Source organism: Sphingomonas sp. PvP056 (genome assembly GCF_040549155.1).
In the GTDB taxonomy this organism is placed as follows: Bacteria; Pseudomonadota; Alphaproteobacteria; order Sphingomonadales; family Sphingomonadaceae; genus Sphingomonas.
This window is the reverse complement of sequence record NZ_JBEPST010000002.1, coordinates 537,158-556,330: the sequence shown is the minus strand read 5'-3', so window position 1 is coordinate 556,330 and position 19,173 is coordinate 537,158. Positions and strand designations below refer to the sequence as shown.

Sequence of the window (19,173 nt, the reverse complement as noted above, 5' to 3'; positions counted from 1 at the left end):
AGGCGTCAGTCGAGAAACAGATAGGAGGGGTCGAATTCGGCGAACGCGCGCAGCCGGTCCCAATCGACAATCTCGACCACCCCCTGACGGAACGTCACCAGCCCGTCCTCGCGCAACTGCCGCAACATGCGGTTGGCGTGGACGGCGGTGAGTCCGGTCGCATCGGCCAGATCCACCTGCGTCAGCGGCAGGTCGAACTTGGTGCCCGACGCCATGCCGGCGCGTTCCAGCCGGAGGAACATCTCGCAGAACAGATGCGCCAGCCGCACCGCCGCGCCCCGCGCGCCGATCGAGACAATCCATTCGCGGTTGATCGCGGCATCGATCATCGTCGATTTCCACAGCAATTCGGTGATCGTCGCGGATCGTGCGGTGAGCTCGCGGACGCTCGCATGCGGGAACAGCGCGACCTTGATATCGGTCAGCGCCGCGACCGAATGCTCCAGCCGCTTGAGCGGATAACTGTGCAAGTCCACGAAATCACCGGGAACATGGATCGCCAGGATCTGCCGGCGTCCGTCGGGCGTATCCTTGAACCGTTCGACGAACCCGTCGAGCAACAACGTGCATTGCGATAGCGGCGTGTGTTGCCGGATGAAAATCTGGCGGGCGTTGAACGTCGTGGTCCGCGCGGCGCTCGCGTCGATCGCCGCCACGTCCTCCGCGTCCAGAACGGGCGTCCGGTGCGTTTTCAGAAACTTGTCGATATACATGCGTTCGATCGGACCCCTTGCGCGGAACATGGCCGGGAAGTTCGCGTTTTGTCTATAGGAGACGTTATCTTGGCCAAGAATCCCCACGACAAACCGATCGATGCCGTCGAGGAAGACGGAGAGATCTTGCTCGACGGACCGGAAGGCATGGCCGAATCCTTTACGCCCGACGCGGCCAAGCAGTCGGCCGAGCATATCGCCAAGGCGGTCGAGGAAGCGGATGAGAAGAAGCCCAAGGCGGACCGTACGCACCGTTAAGCATGATCGTATCGCCGACGTTAACGCTGTCGGGCGATACGTATCTCATGCCGTACCGCAAACTTTTCCTGAGCCGGTGGTCCGCGCTGATGTGGGCCGCCGGCATCATTTACATGGCGGTCGATACGGTCGGCTTCGCGCCAGCCAAGCAGGCTGAAACGCCACCCGAACAAGCGACGGTGACAGACGCTACCGGAACCTCGCTCACGCCATCCGATGTCTCGAATTTCGCGAACATCGCCAGCGCGTTATAAGCGTTTCTTCAACGCTTAGGCACGGCTTTGGCGACCGGCGTCAGTGCAACCTTGGCGATCTTCCACTGCTTCTGCGCGGCGGTCGCCCCGTCGATGTCGCCGGCGCGGTGCAGCGTGACCGTCCCGATCGCATAGTCGGGCGCGCGATCCGCCTTCAACCGGGCATAGACCTGCACCGGCACGGTCACGTAGCGCTGCCCAGCCCCCGCGTCGATCCGACCCGGCGCGCCGACGTTGGCGTGATATTCGCTATACCGATCAAACGTCGCGGCAAAGGCAGCAGGATCGCGCCCCGCGCCGTCCGCACCCGACTGCCATAGCGCCCGCGCATCGACGAACCGTCGCGCGCCGAGCAACCCGAAATAGGTCTGCACCACAGTGGCGGCGCCCTGTGCGCTGTCGGGGGTGAACTTGGCCTCGGATACGGGCGTCCGGTCATCCGGCAGTCCGCCCGGCGTGCCGGGTGCCGGCGGGTCGAGTGGCATCTCGCCGTTCGACATGGCGCCGTTCGCGCTCGCATCGGCTGCCTCGGCTTCGTCGTCGGCTGCCCCCATCGCGCGCGCGTCTTCCGCATCGAGCGCCAGCGCATTCTGCTCGTCCGCGTCCGGCGCACTCACGATCGCCGTGCTGTTGCCGATCATGCTGTTGTCGACCGGTTCGCTCTGCGCGCACCCTGCGACCAGGATCAGGGATACGGGGAGGATCAGCTTGGGGGACATAATGGTGCTCGAGCGCTGGAAACGGGAAAGGCGAATGATGCGTAACGACCCGCCCCCGGCACCGTTCCCGGCGCCGCGTGCGGGTCGGCGGTCGCGAGACCGGTACGGCGGACCGGCAAACCGGTCCACCGCATCCGTCTAGGGTCGGAGCGCTGCGTCGTCGCGGTCGGTCAGCTCTTCGTCGTCGATCGCGTCGCCATCGACGTCGTCCTGCAGGTCGTCCTCGTCGAGATCGTCCTCATCCTCGTCGGCATCGTCGTCTTCCTCGCCGACCTCACCGTCCTGCATCTCGAGGTCATCCTCATCCTCATCATCGTCGTCGTTTTCCGAGGCGATGTCGGGATTGAGATCGGTCAGGATCGTGCCGTCGGTCGGACCGTCGCGCGTGACCTCGAGGATCTCGGCACGCTGGCTCTCGTCATAGCCCTCTTCGTCGAACCCGTCGTCGCCCGAGCCTTCGCCGGGCACTTGATGGCCACCAATGCTCATGTCGTGTCTCCCGTCCGCCCCGGCCCGATGCGGGGTGCGGTCATACAAGCGAACCTAGCAGCACTGGATCGGTTCCGCATCCCGGCCCCGAAACGATCAGCTCGGGCGAAACAGCCTGCCCCGCTCGACGATCCCCGCAATCACCAGTCCCGCGACCCCCGCGATGAAGAAACCGAGATGCAACGGCACCGTCGTCCCGTCAAAGCTCCGCCCGATCGCCCAGCCGATTAACCCGCCGATCGTGATGCCGAAAAACCCCTGGACGCTCGACGCTGTGCCCGCGATCGCGCCCATATTCTCCATCGCCATCGCCGACATGTTCGACGTCGCCAGACCGAAGCACGCCATCGTGATCGCCTGCAGTAGTACGAAGACGAGCAGCGGTTCGTCCCCCGCCCGTCCGATGATCAGCCCCGCGCCCGATGACAGGATCATTACCACCAGCGCGGTCTGCGAAATGCGTCGCATCCCGATCCGCATCACGATCTTCGAGTTGAGCAGGTTCGCCACCGCCATGGTACCCGCCGACGCCGCAAATACGCCGCCGAGCAGCGCAGGCCGGTGAAAGACATGCTGCATGATCGGCTGGATCGACCCGAGGTACCCGAAGATCGCCCCCTGCGCGATCATCGCCGCGGCGGTGTAGCCGAGCGAATAACGGTCGGACAGCGTCTGCCGCCACCCGCGCGCGAGTGTCACCATGGAGAGCGGGATATGCCGTTCGCGCGGCAGCGTCTCGGGCATCCGGATCGCGAACCAGATCAGGCACGCGAGCGCCGCCGCGGCGATCACCTCGAAGATCAGCCGCCACGACCCGACCAGCAGCACAGCCTGCCCGAAGCTCGGCGCGACGATCGGCACCGCCATGAACACCATGAACGCCAAGCTCGTCACCTGCGCCATCGCACGTCCTGAGAAGCAATCGCGAATCAGCGCGATCGTCACCACCCGGCTCGACGCGATCGCTAGCCCAGTGATGAACCGGACGATCAGCAACAGCGTAAAGCTGCTCGCCAACCCCGCCAGCAGATTGCCGAGCGCATAACAGATCAACCCGCAGATCAGGATCGGCCGGCGCCCGAACCGATCGGTCAGCGGGCCGTGGATCAACTGCCCGACACCTAGCCCCACGACAAACACGGTGAGGATCAGCGGTCCGTCCAGGATGGCATCCACGTGCAGCCGCCGCGAGATATCGGGAAGCGCCGGGAGCATCGAATCGATTCCCAGCGCACCCAGCGCCATCAGCGCCGCGACCAGCGGTACGAACTCCGCAAGCCGAATGGGCGGGCCATCGACCCGTTCGAGCGGAACAACACGATCGGACATGATCTCGACATGCCCTAGCCAGTCGGGAAGGTCACCCTGCAAAACGCGCTTTTTCCGTAGCGTCGCGTGATATCTTGCCAGATTACCTGCCCGCAGAATCTGCGGCGACGCGCTTCGGGTTCACCACGCGCCAATTGTCCCGCGCCCCCAATTGGCGGTATGGCGGCCCAAATTCCCCGTGTGATGGACGCTTGACCATGTCTGATTCCCCCGCCGCGCAGGTCCCTGCGCTTTCGCTCGCCGACGAAGCGAAAGATCCCGATGCTTTTGCCGCCGCGCTCGGTGGTTCGTTCGAACGCTATGGCTTCGCGGTCGTCTCGGACCACGGCGTCCCCGCCGATCTGATCGCGCGCGCCTGGGCGATGACCGAAGCGTTCTTCGCGTTGCCCGAGGAAACCAAGCGCCAATACCTCGTCGAGGGCGGCGGCGGTGCGCGCGGCTACACCCCGTTCAAGACCGAGATCGCCAAGGGCGCGACGCATGTCGACCTCAAGGAATTCTGGCACGTCGGCCGCGAACTCGCGAAGGGGCATCGCTTCGAGGGGCAGATGACCCCCAACGTCTGGCCCGACCAGCCCGAGGGGTTCCGCGACACCTTTATCGAACTGTTTGCGGCATTCGACACCGCAGGCGACCGGCTGCTGTCCGCGATTGCACGGCATCTCGGGCTTGCCCCCGACTGGTTCGATCCCGCGGTCAAGGACGGCAATTCGGTGCTGCGCCTGCTTCACTACCCCCCGATCCCGGCTGACGCACCCGGCGTCCGCGCAGGCGCGCATGAGGACATCAACCTCATCACGCTGCTGCTGGGCGCGGAGGAAGCCGGGCTCGAACTGCTCGACAAGGACGGCAACTGGCTCGCGATCAAGCCGCCGGAGGGCGCGATGGTCGTCAACGTCGGCGACATGCTGCAGCGGCTGACCAACCACGTCCTGCCGTCGACCACGCACCGCGTCGTCAACCCGCCACCCGAGCGCCGCGGTCATTCGCGCTACTCGATGCCGTTCTTTCTGCATCCCGCGCCCGATTTCCTGATCGAGACGCTGCCGCAGACGATCACCGCCAAAAACCCGGATCGCTACCCGACGTCGATCACGTCGCACGATTATCTGTACGAGCGGCTCGTCGAAATCGGGCTCATCAAGAAATAATCTGTCGCGCCGGGGTTGTTTTACGGTCTATTCCTCCGCTAGCGCGCATCGCCAGGGAACCCCGGAGCCGGTCCGGGGCGACGGGGTATATTGAAATGACCGAACCTCTTCGCATCGCGCTCGCCGGGCTCGGCACGGTTGGCGCGGGCGTGATCCGCTTGCTCGACACCAATGGCGCGCTGATCGCGCGTCGTGCGGGACGACCGATCGAGATCGTCGCAGTGTCCGCGCGCGATCGGTCGAAGGACCGCGGCGTCGACATCGAACGCTTCGCCTGGGTCGATGACACCACCGCGCTTGCCCAGTCCGGCGCGGACGTCGTGGTCGAGCTGGTCGGCGGTTCGGACGGGCCTGCCCTGACGCTTGCGCGCGCGACGCTTGGTGCGGGCAAGAGCTTCGTTACCGCGAACAAGGCGATGCTCGCGCATCACGGGCTGGAACTGTCACGGCTGGCCGAAGGTGCTGGCGTCGCGCTCAAGTTCGAGGCGGCGGTCGCGGGCGGCGTGCCCGTCATCAAGGGATTGCGCGAAGGTGCCGCCGCGAACGTGATTGAGCGCGTCTACGGCATTCTCAACGGGACCTGCAATTTCATTCTGTCCAAAATGGAAGCCGAGGGCCGCGATTTCGCCGACGTTCTCGCCGAAGCACAGGCGCTTGGCTTTGCCGAGGCCGACCCGAGCTTCGACATCGACGGGGTGGACGCCGCGCATAAATTGTCGCTGCTCGCCAGCCTCGCGTTCGGGACGCAGCCGGCGTTCGCCGACGTCGCCGCGAGCGGCATCCGCCACGTGCTCGCCGCCGACATCGCCGAGGCTGCCGCGCTTGGCTATCGTGTACGATTGCTCGGTATTGCCGAAGCCGATGAAGCGGGGCTGTTCCAGCGCGTCCATCCGCATCTCGTGCCGGTCGATCATCCGCTTGCGCACGTCACCGGCGCGACCAACGCGGTCGTCGCGGAGGGCAATTTCGTCGGGCGCCTGCTATTCCAGGGCGCGGGCGCAGGCGACGGACCGACCGCAAGCGCAGTCGTCGCGGATCTGATCGACATCGCACGCGGGGAATTCGGCCCCGCCTTTGCAATGCCCGCGGATTCGCTGACCGAGCAAGTCCCCGCCGACACCGGCGACCGGCGCGGCCGCGCCTATGTCCGCTTCACCGTCGCGGACCGGGTCGGCGTGCTCGCGGAAATCGCGGCGGCGATGCGCGATGCCGGCGTTTCGATCGAGAGCCTGATGCAGCGCGGCGCGATGGCGGACGGATCGGTGCTCGTGGCGATCGTCACGCACGAAGGCCCAGAGCGCGCGGTGGCGCAGGCACTGGAGCGGCTGCGCGGGTCGCAAAGCCTGGTGGGGCAACCGCTGTGGATGCATATCCTGGGGTGAGTTCTTTAAGCCCCTCCCCTTCAGGGGAGGGGTTGGGGTGGGGCAGTCCAGCAAAGCGCGCTCTCTGCGAGGCACAGCCCCACCCCCAACCCCTCCCCTGAAGGGGAGGGGCTTGAGAAAACTAAGGCAAGATCACCGACTCATGCGTCGGCTCCTCAAGCGCAATCGCCAAGCGCCCGGACTTGTCCGGCTTCTTCCGAAACACCCCGCCAACCCCATGCGCAACATCCTGCCCAAGCTTCATCATGTTGCGCGACTCGCCCGGCTCCTCACAACAACTGCCGGGCGAAACCAGCTTCTGCACCAGGCGCACAACCTGCGTAGCGCCGCCAAACAGATCGACCCCCGTGGTACACCCCCGCTGGACCGCACCGCACGGCGTACTGTCCTCGACCGCCAACGCCCCAGCCCCCGTCATGTTCGGATTGGACGGCTTCGGCCGATCCAGCACGACCTCGTTCGGATAGGGCAGCTTCTGCGACGGCAAGGGCCGCCCGCAGACGACGATATCCTCCCCCTTGGCCTTCACCTTGCCCTGCGGAACGCACGGTTCGGTCCCGACCGGGTCGAGGATCGACCACGCAGCCTTCGCTGACTCAGGCGGCGGCGCAGCGGGCGGGGGTGTCGCGACCTGCGCGGCAAGGATCAGGAGCAACATGACCGCCAAGCTGCGGTGCGATCATGGCGAATTTCAGGCGATGCGCGGAATCGCCAAACGCGGAATGTCGATTGCGGGGCAACGATCCATCACGACGTCGAGCCCAGCCGCTTCCGCACGCGCCGCAGCCTCGGGATTGATGACGCCCAGTTGCAACCACACCCCCTTCGCACCCACCGAAATCGCCGCGTCGACCGCCTCCCCCGCAGCCGCCGAATTGCGGAAGATGTCGACCAGATCGATCGGTCCGGCAATGTCCGAAAGCTCGGCGACGACCATCTCACCGTTGATCGTGCTCCCGGCAAGCTGCGGATTGACCGGGATCACGCGGTAGCCATGCGCCTGCAACGTGCGCATCACACCGTAAGACGGCCGGTACGAACGATCGGACGCGCCCACCAGCGCGATCGTCCGCGTCTCGGTCAACAGCCGTGCAATCTCGTCATCCTGCGTCAGCATCAGCGCGGCTCCTTGATCCAGTCCGCCACACGATCCGCAATCGCACCGAAGGCAACCGCCTCGGTCCCGTCTGCCGACACCGGCGGTCGACCCGCATCCGACGCGATCCGCACCCGCATGTCGAGAGGAATCCGCCCGAGGAACGGCAGCCCGAGCGTTGCGGCAGCGGCTTCCGCGCCCCCCCTGCCGAATGGATCGGACACGTCGCCGCACGACGGGCAGACATAGCCCGCCATATTCTCGACCAGCCCGATGATCGGCACGCCCGCCTTGACGAACAGGTCGATCGCGCGCTTCGCGTCGATCAGCGCGAGATCCTGCGGCGTGGAGACGATCACCGCCCCCTGCGGCCGGTATTTCTGGATCATCGTCAGCTGGACGTCCCCCGTCCCCGGCGGAAGATCGAGCACCAAAGTATCCGCATCGCCCCAGTTCGCATCGAGCATCTGCTGCAACGCGCCCGCCGCCATCGGCCCGCGCCACGCGATCGCCTGATCCGCCGCGACGAGCATCCCCATCGACAGCATCGGCACGCCAGAGGGTGTATCGACCGGCTGCAACACTTTATTACGAGCGGTCGGCTTGGCGTCCTCCACGCCCATCAGCTTGGGCTGCGACGGCCCGTAGATATCCGCATCGACCAGCCCCACGCGTCGCCCGCGCGCCGCCAGCCCGATCGCCAGATTGGCGGACACCGTTGACTTGCCGACACCACCCTTCCCGCTCGCCACCGCGATCGAAAGCCGCGTGCTCCGCTGGCTGGTGAGCGCAATCCGTACCGTCGCGACCCCCGGCAAATCGCTCGCCGCCGCGCGAACCGACGCTTCCAACGAATCGCGTTCGCCCTCGTCCAGCCCGCTCACGTCGATCACGATACTCGCGCGGTCGCCCTCGATACGGCCGGTGGCGCGGGTGCCCGCAAAGGGGGCGAGCATGGCATCAAGCGAAACTGGATCGGTCATCCGCGTGCAGATAGGCATCCGCCGTGCGCTTGCCACTGTTTTTCGTAAGGCTTGCCCCCTATAAAGGCATCATGACGATCCTATCGGGCTGGTTCCGCCGCCTCTCCATCCTTACCGCCGACAACAAGGGCCCCTGGGGCGGCCCGGGCGGTTCCGACGACGACGGCAAGGCCACGCCCGGCAACGGCGGTGGCCCCCGCAACCCATGGGCACAACCACCCAGCGGCACGCCGCGCGGAAAACAGACCGGGCCGAGCGCGCTCGACGAATTCCTCAAGCGCGCGCGCACGTCCGGCGGCGGTGGTGGCGGCAATGGCGGGTTCGGGGGTCGCCCCCGTATTCCCGGCACGCCATCACCCGCGCAATTGTGGGGCATCGGCGTCGGCATCATCCTGGTGCTGTGGCTCGCCTTCACCGCAATTCACTCGATCGGGCCGCAACAGCGCGGGGTCGTGACCTTCCTCGGCCGCTATGCCGGCACGCTCGAGCCGGGCATCCGCCTGACGCTCCCCGCGCCGCTCTCGTCGGTCGCCAAGGTCGACGTCAGCCAAATCAGCACCGACACCTTCCCGGAGGAAGGCTCGGGCGCAAACCTGATGCTGACGCGTGACCAGAACGTCGTCGATCTCGATTATTCGGTGCGCTGGATCATCAGCAACCCGCAGGACTTCGCGTTCCAGATCAAGGACCAGAAATCGACGCTCCGCGCGACCGCCGAAAGCGCGATGCGCGCGATCGTCGCGACCGTGTCGCTCGATCAGGCCCTCGGCGGCGGCCGCGCCGCAATGGAAGTTCGCGCGCAGCAGTTGATGCAGTCGATCCTCGACCGCTACAATTCGGGCATCCGCATCCAGGGCGTCGCGATCAAGAACGCTGCCCCGCCTGCGCAGGTCATCGACGACTTCAAGGCGGTCTCCGCCGCGCAGCAGGAAGCTCAGGGCAACATCAATCGCGCCCGTGGTTACGCCCAGCAGACGCTGGCACGCGCGCAGGCCGACGCAACGTCGTTCGACGTGCTCTACGCGCAATATCGCCTGGCGCCCGAAGTGACCCGCCGTCGTCTCTATTACGAGACCATGGAGCAGGTATTGGCGCGCAGCGACAAGACGATCGTCGAAGCGCCCGGTGTCGTTCCGTATCTCCCGCTTGGGCGTAACAAGCGCCTGCCCGATCCGGTCGCCCCCGCCGCCCTCGCCCCCGAAACGCCCGCCGCCGGAGCAGCCCAGTGAATCTCGCCCGTAACCCCATCGCGCTCGGCGCGGCAGCGATGGCCGCGCTGATCGTGCTCGCCAGTTCGCTGACGATCGTGCCCGAGACGAGCCAGGCGGTGATCCTGCGCTTCGAACAGCCGTACCGGACGATCAACCGGTGGAAGCCGAACGAAGTGTTCGGCAATACCGGTGCCGGTCTCGCCGCGCGCATTCCGTTCGTCGACCGGCTGATCTGGGTCGACAAGCGCGTCCTCGACGTCGAACTCGACAAGCAGCCGGTCCTGTCGACCGACCAGCTCCGCCTCGAGGTCGATGCCTATGCGCGCTTCCGCATCGTCAACCCGCTCCAGGCGGTGACGTCGACCGGCAGCACCTCGGTCACCGAACAGCGCGTGATCGATCAGCTCCAGCCGCTGCTAAGCTCGGCGCTGCGCAACGAACTCGGCCGCCGTCCGTCGGCAGCCCTGCTCAGCCCCGAGCGTGGCCAGGTGATGGACAACATCCGTGCCGGCCTGCAGAAGCTCGCGAGCCAGTATGGCGTCCAGATCATCGACGTCCGGATCAAGCGGACCGACTTGCCGCAGGGAACGCCGCTCCAGAGCGCGTTCGACCGGATGAAGACCGCGCGCCAGCAGGAACGCCTGACTATCCAAGCCAAGGGCCAGCAGGACGCGCAGATCATCAGTGCCGAAGCCGATGCGAAGGCCGCGCAGATCTACGCCGAGGCGTTCAACAAGGACCCCGAGTTCTACGACTTCTATCGCGCGATGCAGTCGTACCGGACGACCTTCGGGTCCGAAGCAAAGGGCGAGACCTCGATGGTCCTGTCGCCCGACAATGCTTATCTGCGCCAATTCGAGGGTCGCAAGTGACGAAGTGCATCCAAATCGCCTGATCGGCGGTTCATGTTCAAACGTCGTTCAGCAACGTGTCCTATGACTATTGATGTTGCCGTTCACGGTAGACGAGAGGAAAGACCCTAGTGCGTTACGCCTACGCCATCACCGCCGCCCTGCTTCTGAGCGGCACTGCGACTGCCATTGCTCTCCCATCGATGAGCGGTGCGCAAACTGCGCAGAACGAACCTGCCGCCATGGCCGCCACTGCCCCGAAGGCAGGCGCGCCGATGAGCTTCGCCGACCTCGTCGCGAAACTTCAGCCGGCGGTCGTCAACATCTCGACCACGCAGCACATCACCCAGGCACAGCAGCCCAACCCCTTCGCCGGCACACCGTTCGAGGGTCTGTTCAACCAGAGCCAGGGTGGCGGCGGTGGCGCAGCCCCGGTCACGCGTCAGGCAACGTCGCTTGGTTCGGGCTTCATCATCTCCCCCGACGGCTATGTCGTGACGAACAACCACGTCGTCGCGGCGGGTGCCAAGGGCGCGACCGTCGACTCGATCACCGTAACGATGACCGATCGCAAGGAATATGTCGCCAAGCTGATCGGGCGTGATCCGACGTCGGATCTTGCGTTGCTCAAGATCGAGGCCAAGGCACTGCCGTTCGTCAAGTTCGGCAATTCGAACAATGCACGTGTCGGTGACTGGATCGTCGCAATCGGCAATCCGTTCGGCCTCGGCGGCACCGTGACCGCGGGGATCGTCTCGTCGCTGCACCGCGTCACCGGCGGTGGCGCGTATGACCGCTTCATCCAGACCGATGCCGCGATCAACCAGGGCAATTCGGGCGGACCGATGTTCGATCTGGCGGGCAACGTCATCGGCATCAACTCGCAGATCTTCGCTGGCCAGTCGGGCGGCAACATCGGGATCGGCTTCGCCATTCCGGCGGACGACGCCAAGCCGGTCATCGAGAAGCTGATGAAGGGCACGACGATCGCGCGCGGCTATCTCGGCGTCGGCCCGCAGCCGATCGACGACGATCTCGCCAGTTCGTTCGGCCTGCAGAAAAACCAGGGCGAATTGCTCCGCCAGATCGAGCCGGGCCAGCCCGCCGAGAAGGCCGGCCTAAAGGTTGGTGACGTCGTGCTGCGCGTCAACGGCAAGCCGGTCAACCCGGACCAGTCGCTCAGCTATCTCGTCGCCAACATCACGCCGGGATCGCGCGTCCCGATCGACATCATCCGTCAGGGTCGCCCGATGACGGTCGCTACGGTGATCGGCACGCGTCCGTCGGAGGAAGCGCTGCAGGCGAAGGCAACCGGCGCCGACAATGACGACATGAGCGACGACGACGATACGCCAACGGTCGGCAAGATCGCGCCGAACGCGCTGGGCGTCACTGTCCAGACGTTGACGCCTCCGATCGCGCGCAACTTCAGCATCGATTCGTCGGTGCAGGGTGTCGTGATCGCGATGGTCGATCCGGCGAGCGACGCGGCGTCCAAGGGGCTCAAGCGCGGTGACGTGATCATCTCCGCGAACGGCACCCCGACGCCCACCCCGGCAGCACTCGGCGCAGCGGTCACCCAGGCGAAGTCGTCCGGGCGCACGCAGGTTGCCCTGTATGTCGTGCGCGGCCGTCAGCCCGCGTTCTTCATCGGCGTCAAACTCAAGTAAGATCCTTCCCCTGTCTCGTCCGGCGTGCCCGGACGAGACAGGATTTCTGCTTCCGCATCCGACGCTTTCGGCGATAAGATCCCGGCGACCATGCTCGCGGGAAGATCGATGACCGAAACCTCCAACACCGTCCCCTCTTCCCCTGCCGGCATTTTCATCGGCGCGAATGCTGGCGGCGCGAAACCCCAATATCTCGATCTCAAGCGCGCCAACCGCCACGGTCTGATCGCCGGCGCGACCGGCACCGGCAAGACCGTCACGGTTCAGGGCATCATCCAGGGCCTGTCGAACGCGGGCGTCCCCTGCTTCGTCGCCGATGTGAAGGGCGACCTGTCCGGTCTCGCGATGGCCGGTTCGCCGACCGCCAAGACCCACGCCCCCTTCGCCGCACGCGCTGCCGAGATTGGCGACACCGCCTGGGCCTATGCGGACACTCCCGTGCAATTCTGGGACCTGTACGGCGAACAGGGCCATCCGATCCGCACCACCGTCACCGAAATGGGTCCGCTGCTGCTCGCGCGGCTGATGGACCTCAACGACGTGCAGGAGGGCGTGTTGACGATCGCCTTCCACGTCGCCGATCAGGAAGGGCTGTTGCTGCTCGACCTCGACGATCTGCAGGCGATGCTGGTCGATTGCGCCGGGCGCGCTTCCGAACTCTCGACCACTTACGGCAATATCTCGAAACAGTCGGTTGGGACGATCCAGCGCGCCTTGCTCCAATTGCGCAGCCAGGGCGGCGAGCATTTCTTCGGCGAACCCGCGCTCGATCTGGACGATTTCATCGGGATCGACGATCGCGGGCGCGGGATCGTCAACGTGCTTGCCGCCGACAAGCTGATGGCGAGCCCGAAGCTCTACGCGACCTTCCTGCTGTGGCTGATGAGCGAGCTGTTCGAAAACCTTCCCGAAGTCGGCGATCCGGACAAGCCGGTGCTCTGCTTCTTCTTCGACGAAGCGCATCTGCTGTTCGATGCCGCCCCCAAGGCGTTGCTGGAGAAGATTGAGCAGGTCGTGCGGTTGATCCGCTCCAAGGGCGTGGGGATCTATTTCATCACGCAGAACCCGATCGACATCCCCGATACCGTGGCGGGCCAGCTCGGCAACCGCGTGCAACATGCGCTCCGCGCCTTCACCCCGCGCGATCAGGCAGCGGTGCGCGCGGCAGCAACCACCTTCCGTGCCAATCCCGGCGTCGACGTCGCGACCGCGATCACCGAGTTGAAGGTCGGTGAGGCGCTGGTGTCGCTGCTGCTGCCGGACGGTTCGCCCTCCCCGGTCGAACGCACGCTGATCGCACCGCCAGGCTCGCGCGTCGGCCCGGTGACGCCGGTGGAGCGCGGCGTGTTGGTAGAGACCGATCCAATCGGCGAGAAATACGACGTGCTGGTCGATCGCGTTTCCGCCGAGGAGATTCTGACCGGCAAGGCGCAGGAAGCCTCCGCCGCCGCTGCCGAAGCGACTGCCAAGTCGGACGCGGACAAGGCGGCCGCCGCGCAAGCCAAGGCCGACGCAGTCGCTGCCCGCGTCGCGGAGAAGCAGCGCATCGCTGAACAGCGCGAAGCCGACCGTCTGGCCAAGCAACAGGCGGCCGCGGACCGCGCCGCAGCTAATTCCCCCTGGAACCGCGTCGCCACTTCCGCCGCGCGTTCCGCATCTTCGGCGGTAGGGCGTCAGGTCGCCAACGAGGTATCCAAGGCGGTATTCGGATCCTCTCGCGGAGCCGGTGCCGGGATCGTCGGCAGCCTGGTACGCGGCGTCCTGGGTGGCCTGTTCAAAGGGCGGTAGCGCGCAATCAGAAGCCCCTCCCCTTCAGGGGAGGGTTTGGGGTGGGGAAGTACAGCTAGCCAACCTCTCTGCGAGGCACCCCCCACCCCCAACCAGTGTCGGGTGAAGGATGCCCCGCATCCTTCAGGCCATACCGGGGGCATGGCCGACCCGACACTCCTAAAGGGGAGGGGCGAGGAAAGCCTCACCAACCGCTAGGCTTCCCCTTGTTCTGCTTATCCAACCAGGCCTTCAACGGCGCAAAATACGCCACCATCGCCTGCCCCGACATCTCCCGGCTCCCGGTAAACGTCTCCAACGCATCCGGCCAAGGCTTCGACTGCCCCATCGCCAGCATAGCGTTCAGCTTATCCCCGACCGCCTTGTTGTCATAAAACGAGCACCGATGCAGCGGCCCCTTCCAGCCCGACTGCTTGCACGCCGCCTGATAGAATTGGAACTGCAACAACCGCGCGAGGAAGTAGCGCGTATACGGCACACTCGCGGGCACATGATATTTCGCCCCCGGATCGAACCGCGTCTCGTCGCGCGCGACCGGCGGGACGACGCCCTGATACTTCAACCGCAGGTCGTCCCAGCCCTTCTCATACTGGGTCGCGGGGATCGCGCCCGAGAACACGCCCCAGCGATATTTGTCGATCAGCAACCCGAACGGCAGGAACGCGACCTTGTCCATCGCCTGTTTGAGCAGCAGCCCGATATCCTTGTCCGCGCTCGGCACCTTGGCCTTGTCGAGAAGACCGATCCGCACCAGATAGTCAGGTGTGATCGACAAAGCGACGGTGTCCCCGATCGCTTCATGGAAGCCGTCATTCGCGCCATTTTTGTATAAAAACGGCTGCATATTATACGCGCGCTGGTAGTAATTGTGGCCCATTTCGTGGTGAATCGTGACGAAATCGTCTGCATTTACCTTGGTGCACATCTTGATCCGCAGGTCGTCCATGCTGTCGACATCCCACGCCGAGGCATGGCAGATTACCTCGCGGTCGGCTGGCTTCACGATCTGCGACCGCGTCCAGAACGTCTCCGGCAGCGGCTTGAACCCGAGCGAGGAATAGAAACCCTCGCCTGTTTTGAACATCTTGACCGGGTCATAGCCCTTCGCCTTGAGCAAATCCCCCGTGTCGTACCCGACATTGCCGGCACCCGCGGGCGCGACGACGTCGTAGATGTTGCCCCATTCCTGCGCCCACATGTTGCCAAGCAGATCCGCGCGGATCGGACCGGTCTTCGCCTGCACCGCATCGCCGTATTTTTCGTTGAGTTTCCAACGTACATAGGTGTGCAGCGCGACGTACAACGGCTCGACCTGCTTCCAGAGCTTGTCGGTCAGCGCAGCGAACTGATCCGGCTCCATGTCATAGCCCGAACGCCACAAAGCGCCGACATCAGAATACCCTAGCTCCTTCGCCCCCTGGTTGGCGATGACGACTTGCCGCGCATAGTCTTTCCGCATCGGCGCCCCGACATTGTCGTGCCAGCTGACCCACATTTCCTTGGACTTGGCGGGGTCGCGCACCTCACCCATCGCCGCCTCGATATCGCTTCCGTTCAAGGACTTGCCGTCAAGCGTGCCCTTGCCCTTGCCATAGCCCGAAGACATGCGCGTCACGATCGTCGACAGTTCGGTCGCGGCGCCCGGGGTGGTCGGTGCGGGCAACGTCAGGCCGCTGCGGAGCAGATCGATCTTGCGTTTGGTGTCGAATGACAGGCCAGGGATCTTCGCGTATTTCGCCGCCTCAAGCGCGTATTTGACCGACATTTCCGTACCTTCTGCGCCGTATTTGGCGGCGATCGCATCGGTATCGTCGGTGATGTAGGTCGCGTTGATCCACGAGACTTGCGCTGCCGGGGTCGAGAAGGCCTCGATCGCCTTTTCCGCGCGCGCGACGAAGGCATCGGCGGCGGCAGGGGTGGCGGCGTCAGCGACGGCGGGTACCGCCTGCTGCGCAAGAGCGGGTGTGGCGGCGAGTGCGAGAGCGAAGGCAAGGGTAGAAATGCTGGTGCGCAAGATGCGACTCCCCCGGAAATATGGTGAAGGCAGCAACCTGTGCCGCCCGGAATGGATGGTCAAGCCGCGAGAAAGTCAGCGATTGTGCTACCAAGTTCGGGCTTCATCACCGCGCTCATGTGGTTGCCCGGAATGCTCGCATAGCGGCCATCCGGCAGCGCGGCGGCGAGCGCCTCGCCCGAGCCATTGTCGTGATCGTCGACCCCGTTGACGACCAGCACCGGCGGCCGGATCGTCGCCAGCGCCTCAGCCGGCGTGTCGACGAACGTGTCGAGCACCCGCAGCAGCGCCAGCGGGTCGCCCTTGGTCGTCTTAAGGAACGCCTCGGTCAGCCACTCGCTCGTGCCCTGCTTGAAACTTCCGAGGTTGGTTAAGACGTTATGGAAATACGCGCCGCGCCCCTGCGTATGGACGATCCCGTCCAAACCCATCCCCGAGACCGCCACCCGTCGCGGCGTCGCCCCATTGACGAGCATCCGCATCACGGTCCGCCCGCCGAGCGAATAACCTGCGAGATCATAGTCTTCGAGCCCGAGATGCGCGACCAGCGCGAGCCCGTCGCGCATCAGCACGTCGGGCGGATAGGAGGCGGCGTCATGCGGTTTCGCGCTCGACCCGTGCCCGCGCAAGTCGGGCATGATCACCCGGAAACCCGCGGCGGTGATCTTTTCGGCGTGGCCGTATTTGATCCAGTTGGTCGTCGCGTCGGAGAAATAGCCGTGGATCAGAACGACCGGGCGCCCCTCCCCCAGTTCGCGCCACGCCAGCCGCGCGTCGTCGATGCTTTCGAAAAACTGCGGTTCAATCGGGGAGTTTGCCAAGTGCCTTGATCCATCGATCTGCGGTCGACGGATTATCCGCGACCCGCGTTGTCGGGAGATCCTTAGTGTCCAGCCATGCCGCGTGCCAAGTCTCGGGCGAGAAATGATGTCTGGGGACGAAGCGCCCGGGCTCGTCGAAACTACCGACCGTCAGGTCCATGGTCTCGCCCGGTTCGAGAAATTCGAACGTCAGCGGCGTGCCGCACACACTGCAAAAGCCACGCTGTGCGATGGGGGAGCTCCGGTAGCGATCGGGTTCGCGTTCCCAGGTGACGTTGGCAATCTTGACGCTCTTGAACGCGATCGAGACGCCGCCGGTCGCGCGCTGGCACATCCGGCAATGGCAGAGGTAGGCGTCGGTGGTGTCGATCGCGACGCTATAGCGGATGCGGCCGCATTGGCAGCCGCCGGTCATGGTTTCTGTCATGGCTTGGCTCCCCACAAAGACGAGGGGATCATCGCGCGGGCTCGCGGCTGGCGCAAGAGTCGCCTCCCCACTGCGTCATTCCCGCGTAGGTGGGAATCCGTAGCGCTGACGCCCCTAATTGCAGATGTCAGCCACTATGGATCCCCGCCTCCCCGGGGATGACGGATGTGGCGAGGCCAGGCCCGCCTCAGTCCCCCTTGTTCAGATACCGCCGCCCGAGTAGCTCCGCGATCTGCACCGCGTTGAGCGCCGCACCCTTGCGGAGATTGTCGCTGACACACCACAAGGACAGCCCGTTCTCCACGGTCGAATCCTCGCGCACGCGGCTGATAAAGGTCGCATATTCGCCGACGCATTCGACCGGGGTCACGTATCCACCGTCCTCGCGCTTGTCTACGAGCATCACGCCCGGCGCCTCGCGCAGGATCTTCTGCGCCTGGTCAGCCGAGATCTCATTCTCGAACTCGATGTTGATCGCTTCCGAATGGCCGACGAACACCGGCACGCGGACGCAGGTCGCGGTGACCTTGATCTTGGGATCGAGAATCTTCTTGGTCTCGACCACCATCTTCCACTCTTCCTTGGTCGACCCGTCGTCGAGGAAGCTGTCGATGTGCGGGATCACGTTGAACGCGATCTGCTTGGTGAACTTCTTGGCCTCGGCGGAATCGCCGACGAAGATGTTGCGCGACTGTTCGAACAGCTCGTCCATCCCCGCCTTGCCCGCGCCCGACACCGACTGATAGGTCGCGACGACGACGCGCTTGATCTTGGCGAAATCATGCAGCGGCTTGAGCGCGACGACCATCTGCGCGGTCGAGCAATTCGGGTTCGCGATGATGTTGCGCTTGGTATAGCCTGCGATCGCATCGGGGTTCACTTCGGGCACGATCAGCGGCACGTCCGGGTCCATCCGGTACAGCGACGAATTGTCGATCACCGTGCAGCCGGCGGCAGCAAAGCGCGGCGCATGAATCTTGGTCCCTTCCGAGCCGATCGCGAACAGCGCCATGTCCCAGCCGGTCGGATCGAAATGCTCGATATTCTGGACCTTGAGCTTGCGCCCGGTCTCGCCGAAATCGACTTCGTCGCCCTGGCTGCGCGACGATGCGACGACCGCGATGTCGTCGAGCGGGAATTCGCGCTCCGCAAGAATGTTGAGCATCTCGCGCCCGACGTTGCCCGTCGCGCCCGCGACCACGATCCTGTAACCCATGTCTTCCTCCAGTTCGGAACGCGCCCGTAGCGTCATTACGCGGGCACGTCCAATCGCTTTGCTAATCGTGCGTGCGCGCCTGCCAGGTCGCATGAGTTATTCCATGCACCCTTGCCAGATGATCGGTCAGCGCGTCGAGCTCGCTGACCGCTATATTGGTACTGACGAGCTTGGCCACAATCTCGACGCGATCCTCGCCGCGGTTGATGATGTCGAGCTCGGCGACCGGGAGTTGCGCGTCCTCGAGATGTTCGGTCAGCAGGTCGCCCATCGGCCCGGCTTCGGCGGCGTCCGTGGTGATCGTGACGGTATAGGTCGCCTCGACGCTGCGACCTTCCAGCGGGATGCGGTTGATCGCGTCGACCAGCGGGCGCAGCATCGTGTTGGCGAGGATGACGAAGCCGGTGAGCAGCACCGCTTCGGCGACCATGTCGCTCCCCGCGATCGCGCCGACCGCCGCCGAGCACCACAAGGTCGCCGCGGTATTGAGCCCGCGGACGTTCATCCCCTCCTTCATGATCACGCCCGCGCCGAGAAAACCGATCCCCGACACGACATAAGCGATGATCCGGATCGACTCGATGTCCCCGCCGAGCCGCTGGCCGAGATCGACGAACGCGGACGAGCCGAGCGCGACCAATGCGTTGGTGCGCAACCCCGCGGTCCGCTGGCGATACTGCCGCTCCGCGCCGATCAGCGTGCCGAGCACGAACGCGACGAGATAGCTGACGACCGTGTCGAGGAACGGCAACAGGTGGAAAGTGGTGAGAAACCGCATGATGGTGGCCGCCCTAGCCAAAT

General features: G+C 65.0%; 20 protein-coding genes. 8 read left to right on the top strand and 12 right to left on the bottom strand.

What is annotated here, in order from left to right:
* Positions 1-5: 5 nt before the first annotated feature.
* On the bottom strand, positions 6-713 hold the full coding sequence (locus ABIC17_RS06890; protein WP_354280323.1) for a Crp/Fnr family transcriptional regulator: 708 nt from the start codon (positions 711-713) through the stop codon (positions 6-8).
* A gap of 69 nt (positions 714-782) precedes the next feature.
* On the opposite strand from ABIC17_RS06890, the gene ABIC17_RS06885 reads away from it, so the two are divergent.
* Complete coding sequence (locus ABIC17_RS06885; RefSeq protein ID WP_354280321.1) at positions 783-971, top strand: hypothetical protein; 189 nt, start codon at positions 783-785, stop codon at positions 969-971.
* A 2-nt stretch (positions 972-973) separates the two neighbouring features.
* Positions 974-1,225, top strand: a complete 252-nt coding sequence (locus tag ABIC17_RS06880) for a hypothetical protein (protein WP_354280319.1) — start codon at positions 974-976, stop codon at positions 1,223-1,225.
* Between the two features lie 8 nt (positions 1,226-1,233).
* Here the strand turns inward: ABIC17_RS06880 and ABIC17_RS06875 are convergent, their stop codons facing one another.
* From ABIC17_RS06875 to ABIC17_RS06865, 3 genes are all read right to left on the bottom strand, one after another.
* The gene (locus ABIC17_RS06875; protein WP_354280317.1) at positions 1,234-1,944 is read right to left on the bottom strand and encodes a hypothetical protein; all 711 of its coding nucleotides are present in this window, start codon (positions 1,942-1,944) and stop codon (positions 1,234-1,236) included.
* Positions 1,945-2,082: 138 nt separating this feature from the next.
* Complete coding sequence (locus tag ABIC17_RS06870) at positions 2,083-2,433, bottom strand: DNA primase (protein WP_354280315.1); 351 nt, start codon at positions 2,431-2,433, stop codon at positions 2,083-2,085.
* Positions 2,434-2,529: 96 nt separating this feature from the next.
* Positions 2,530-3,762: a multidrug effflux MFS transporter gene (locus ABIC17_RS06865; protein WP_354280314.1), complete on the bottom strand. Its 1,233-nt coding sequence runs from the start codon at positions 3,760-3,762 to the stop codon at positions 2,530-2,532.
* 197 nt (positions 3,763-3,959) lie between these two features.
* Here ABIC17_RS06865 and ABIC17_RS06860 point away from each other — a divergent pair, with 197 nt between their 5' ends.
* Together ABIC17_RS06860 and ABIC17_RS06855 are read left to right on the top strand one after the other, a co-directional pair.
* Entirely contained in the window at positions 3,960-4,913 is a 954-nt protein-coding gene (locus tag ABIC17_RS06860) for an isopenicillin N synthase family dioxygenase (protein WP_354280313.1), read from the top strand.
* A 95-nt stretch (positions 4,914-5,008) separates the two neighbouring features.
* Positions 5,009-6,295 (top strand): homoserine dehydrogenase, encoded by a 1,287-nt coding sequence (locus ABIC17_RS06855; RefSeq protein WP_354280311.1) that lies wholly within the window; start codon positions 5,009-5,011, stop codon positions 6,293-6,295.
* Positions 6,296-6,416: 121 nt separating this feature from the next.
* Here ABIC17_RS06855 and ABIC17_RS06850 read toward each other — a convergent pair whose 3' ends face one another.
* Genes ABIC17_RS06850 through ABIC17_RS06840 form a run of 3 tightly spaced genes read right to left on the bottom strand, consistent with a single transcriptional unit; the run spans position 6,417 to position 8,374 of the window.
* A complete protein-coding gene (locus ABIC17_RS06850) occupies positions 6,417-6,953 on the bottom strand; it encodes a hypothetical protein (protein ID WP_354280309.1) in 537 nt (178 codons plus the stop codon).
* Between the two features lie 33 nt (positions 6,954-6,986).
* Positions 6,987-7,412, bottom strand: coding sequence for a CoA-binding protein (locus ABIC17_RS06845; protein WP_502958418.1), 426 nt, complete (start codon positions 7,410-7,412; stop codon positions 6,987-6,989).
* A complete protein-coding gene (locus tag ABIC17_RS06840; protein WP_354280307.1) occupies positions 7,412-8,374 on the bottom strand; it encodes an Mrp/NBP35 family ATP-binding protein in 963 nt (320 codons plus the stop codon). The genes ABIC17_RS06845 and ABIC17_RS06840 overlap by 1 nt, the downstream gene beginning before the upstream one ends.
* Before the next feature lie 71 nt (positions 8,375-8,445).
* Between ABIC17_RS06840 and hflK the strand changes: the two genes are divergently transcribed.
* The 4 genes from hflK (at position 8,446) to ABIC17_RS06820 (ending at position 13,894) form a co-directional block, all read left to right on the top strand.
* Positions 8,446-9,603: a protease modulator HflK gene (hflK, locus tag ABIC17_RS06835; protein ID WP_354280305.1), complete on the top strand. Its 1,158-nt coding sequence runs from the start codon at positions 8,446-8,448 to the stop codon at positions 9,601-9,603.
* A gap of 38 nt (positions 9,604-9,641) precedes the next feature.
* A complete protein-coding gene (gene hflC, locus ABIC17_RS06830; RefSeq protein ID WP_354280604.1) occupies positions 9,642-10,457 on the top strand; it encodes a protease modulator HflC in 816 nt (271 codons plus the stop codon).
* 110 nt (positions 10,458-10,567) lie between these two features.
* Positions 10,568-12,106: a Do family serine endopeptidase gene (locus tag ABIC17_RS06825; RefSeq protein WP_354280304.1), complete on the top strand. Its 1,539-nt coding sequence runs from the start codon at positions 10,568-10,570 to the stop codon at positions 12,104-12,106.
* Between the two features lie 108 nt (positions 12,107-12,214).
* The gene (locus tag ABIC17_RS06820) at positions 12,215-13,894 is read left to right on the top strand and encodes a helicase HerA-like domain-containing protein (RefSeq protein ID WP_354280303.1); all 1,680 of its coding nucleotides are present in this window, start codon (positions 12,215-12,217) and stop codon (positions 13,892-13,894) included.
* A 184-nt stretch (positions 13,895-14,078) separates the two neighbouring features.
* Here the strand turns inward: ABIC17_RS06820 and ABIC17_RS06815 are convergent, their stop codons facing one another.
* From ABIC17_RS06815 to ABIC17_RS06795, 5 genes are all read right to left on the bottom strand, one after another.
* Positions 14,079-15,911, bottom strand: a complete 1,833-nt coding sequence (locus ABIC17_RS06815) for a M2 family metallopeptidase (protein ID WP_502958426.1) — start codon at positions 15,909-15,911, stop codon at positions 14,079-14,081.
* Between the two features lie 56 nt (positions 15,912-15,967).
* Positions 15,968-16,729 carry an alpha/beta fold hydrolase gene (locus ABIC17_RS06810; RefSeq protein WP_354280299.1) on the bottom strand — a complete coding sequence of 254 codons (762 nt, stop codon included), beginning with the start codon at positions 16,727-16,729 and terminating at the stop codon, positions 15,968-15,970.
* Positions 16,710-17,156 (bottom strand): GFA family protein, encoded by a 447-nt coding sequence (locus ABIC17_RS06805; RefSeq protein ID WP_354280297.1) that lies wholly within the window; start codon positions 17,154-17,156, stop codon positions 16,710-16,712. The genes ABIC17_RS06810 and ABIC17_RS06805 overlap by 20 nt, the downstream gene beginning before the upstream one ends.
* Before the next feature lie 187 nt (positions 17,157-17,343).
* A complete protein-coding gene (locus tag ABIC17_RS06800; protein ID WP_354280295.1) occupies positions 17,344-18,372 on the bottom strand; it encodes an aspartate-semialdehyde dehydrogenase in 1,029 nt (342 codons plus the stop codon).
* Between the two features lie 61 nt (positions 18,373-18,433).
* Positions 18,434-19,150, bottom strand: a complete 717-nt coding sequence (locus ABIC17_RS06795; protein ID WP_354280294.1) for an MgtC/SapB family protein — start codon at positions 19,148-19,150, stop codon at positions 18,434-18,436.
* Positions 19,151-19,173: the final 23 nt, after the last annotated feature.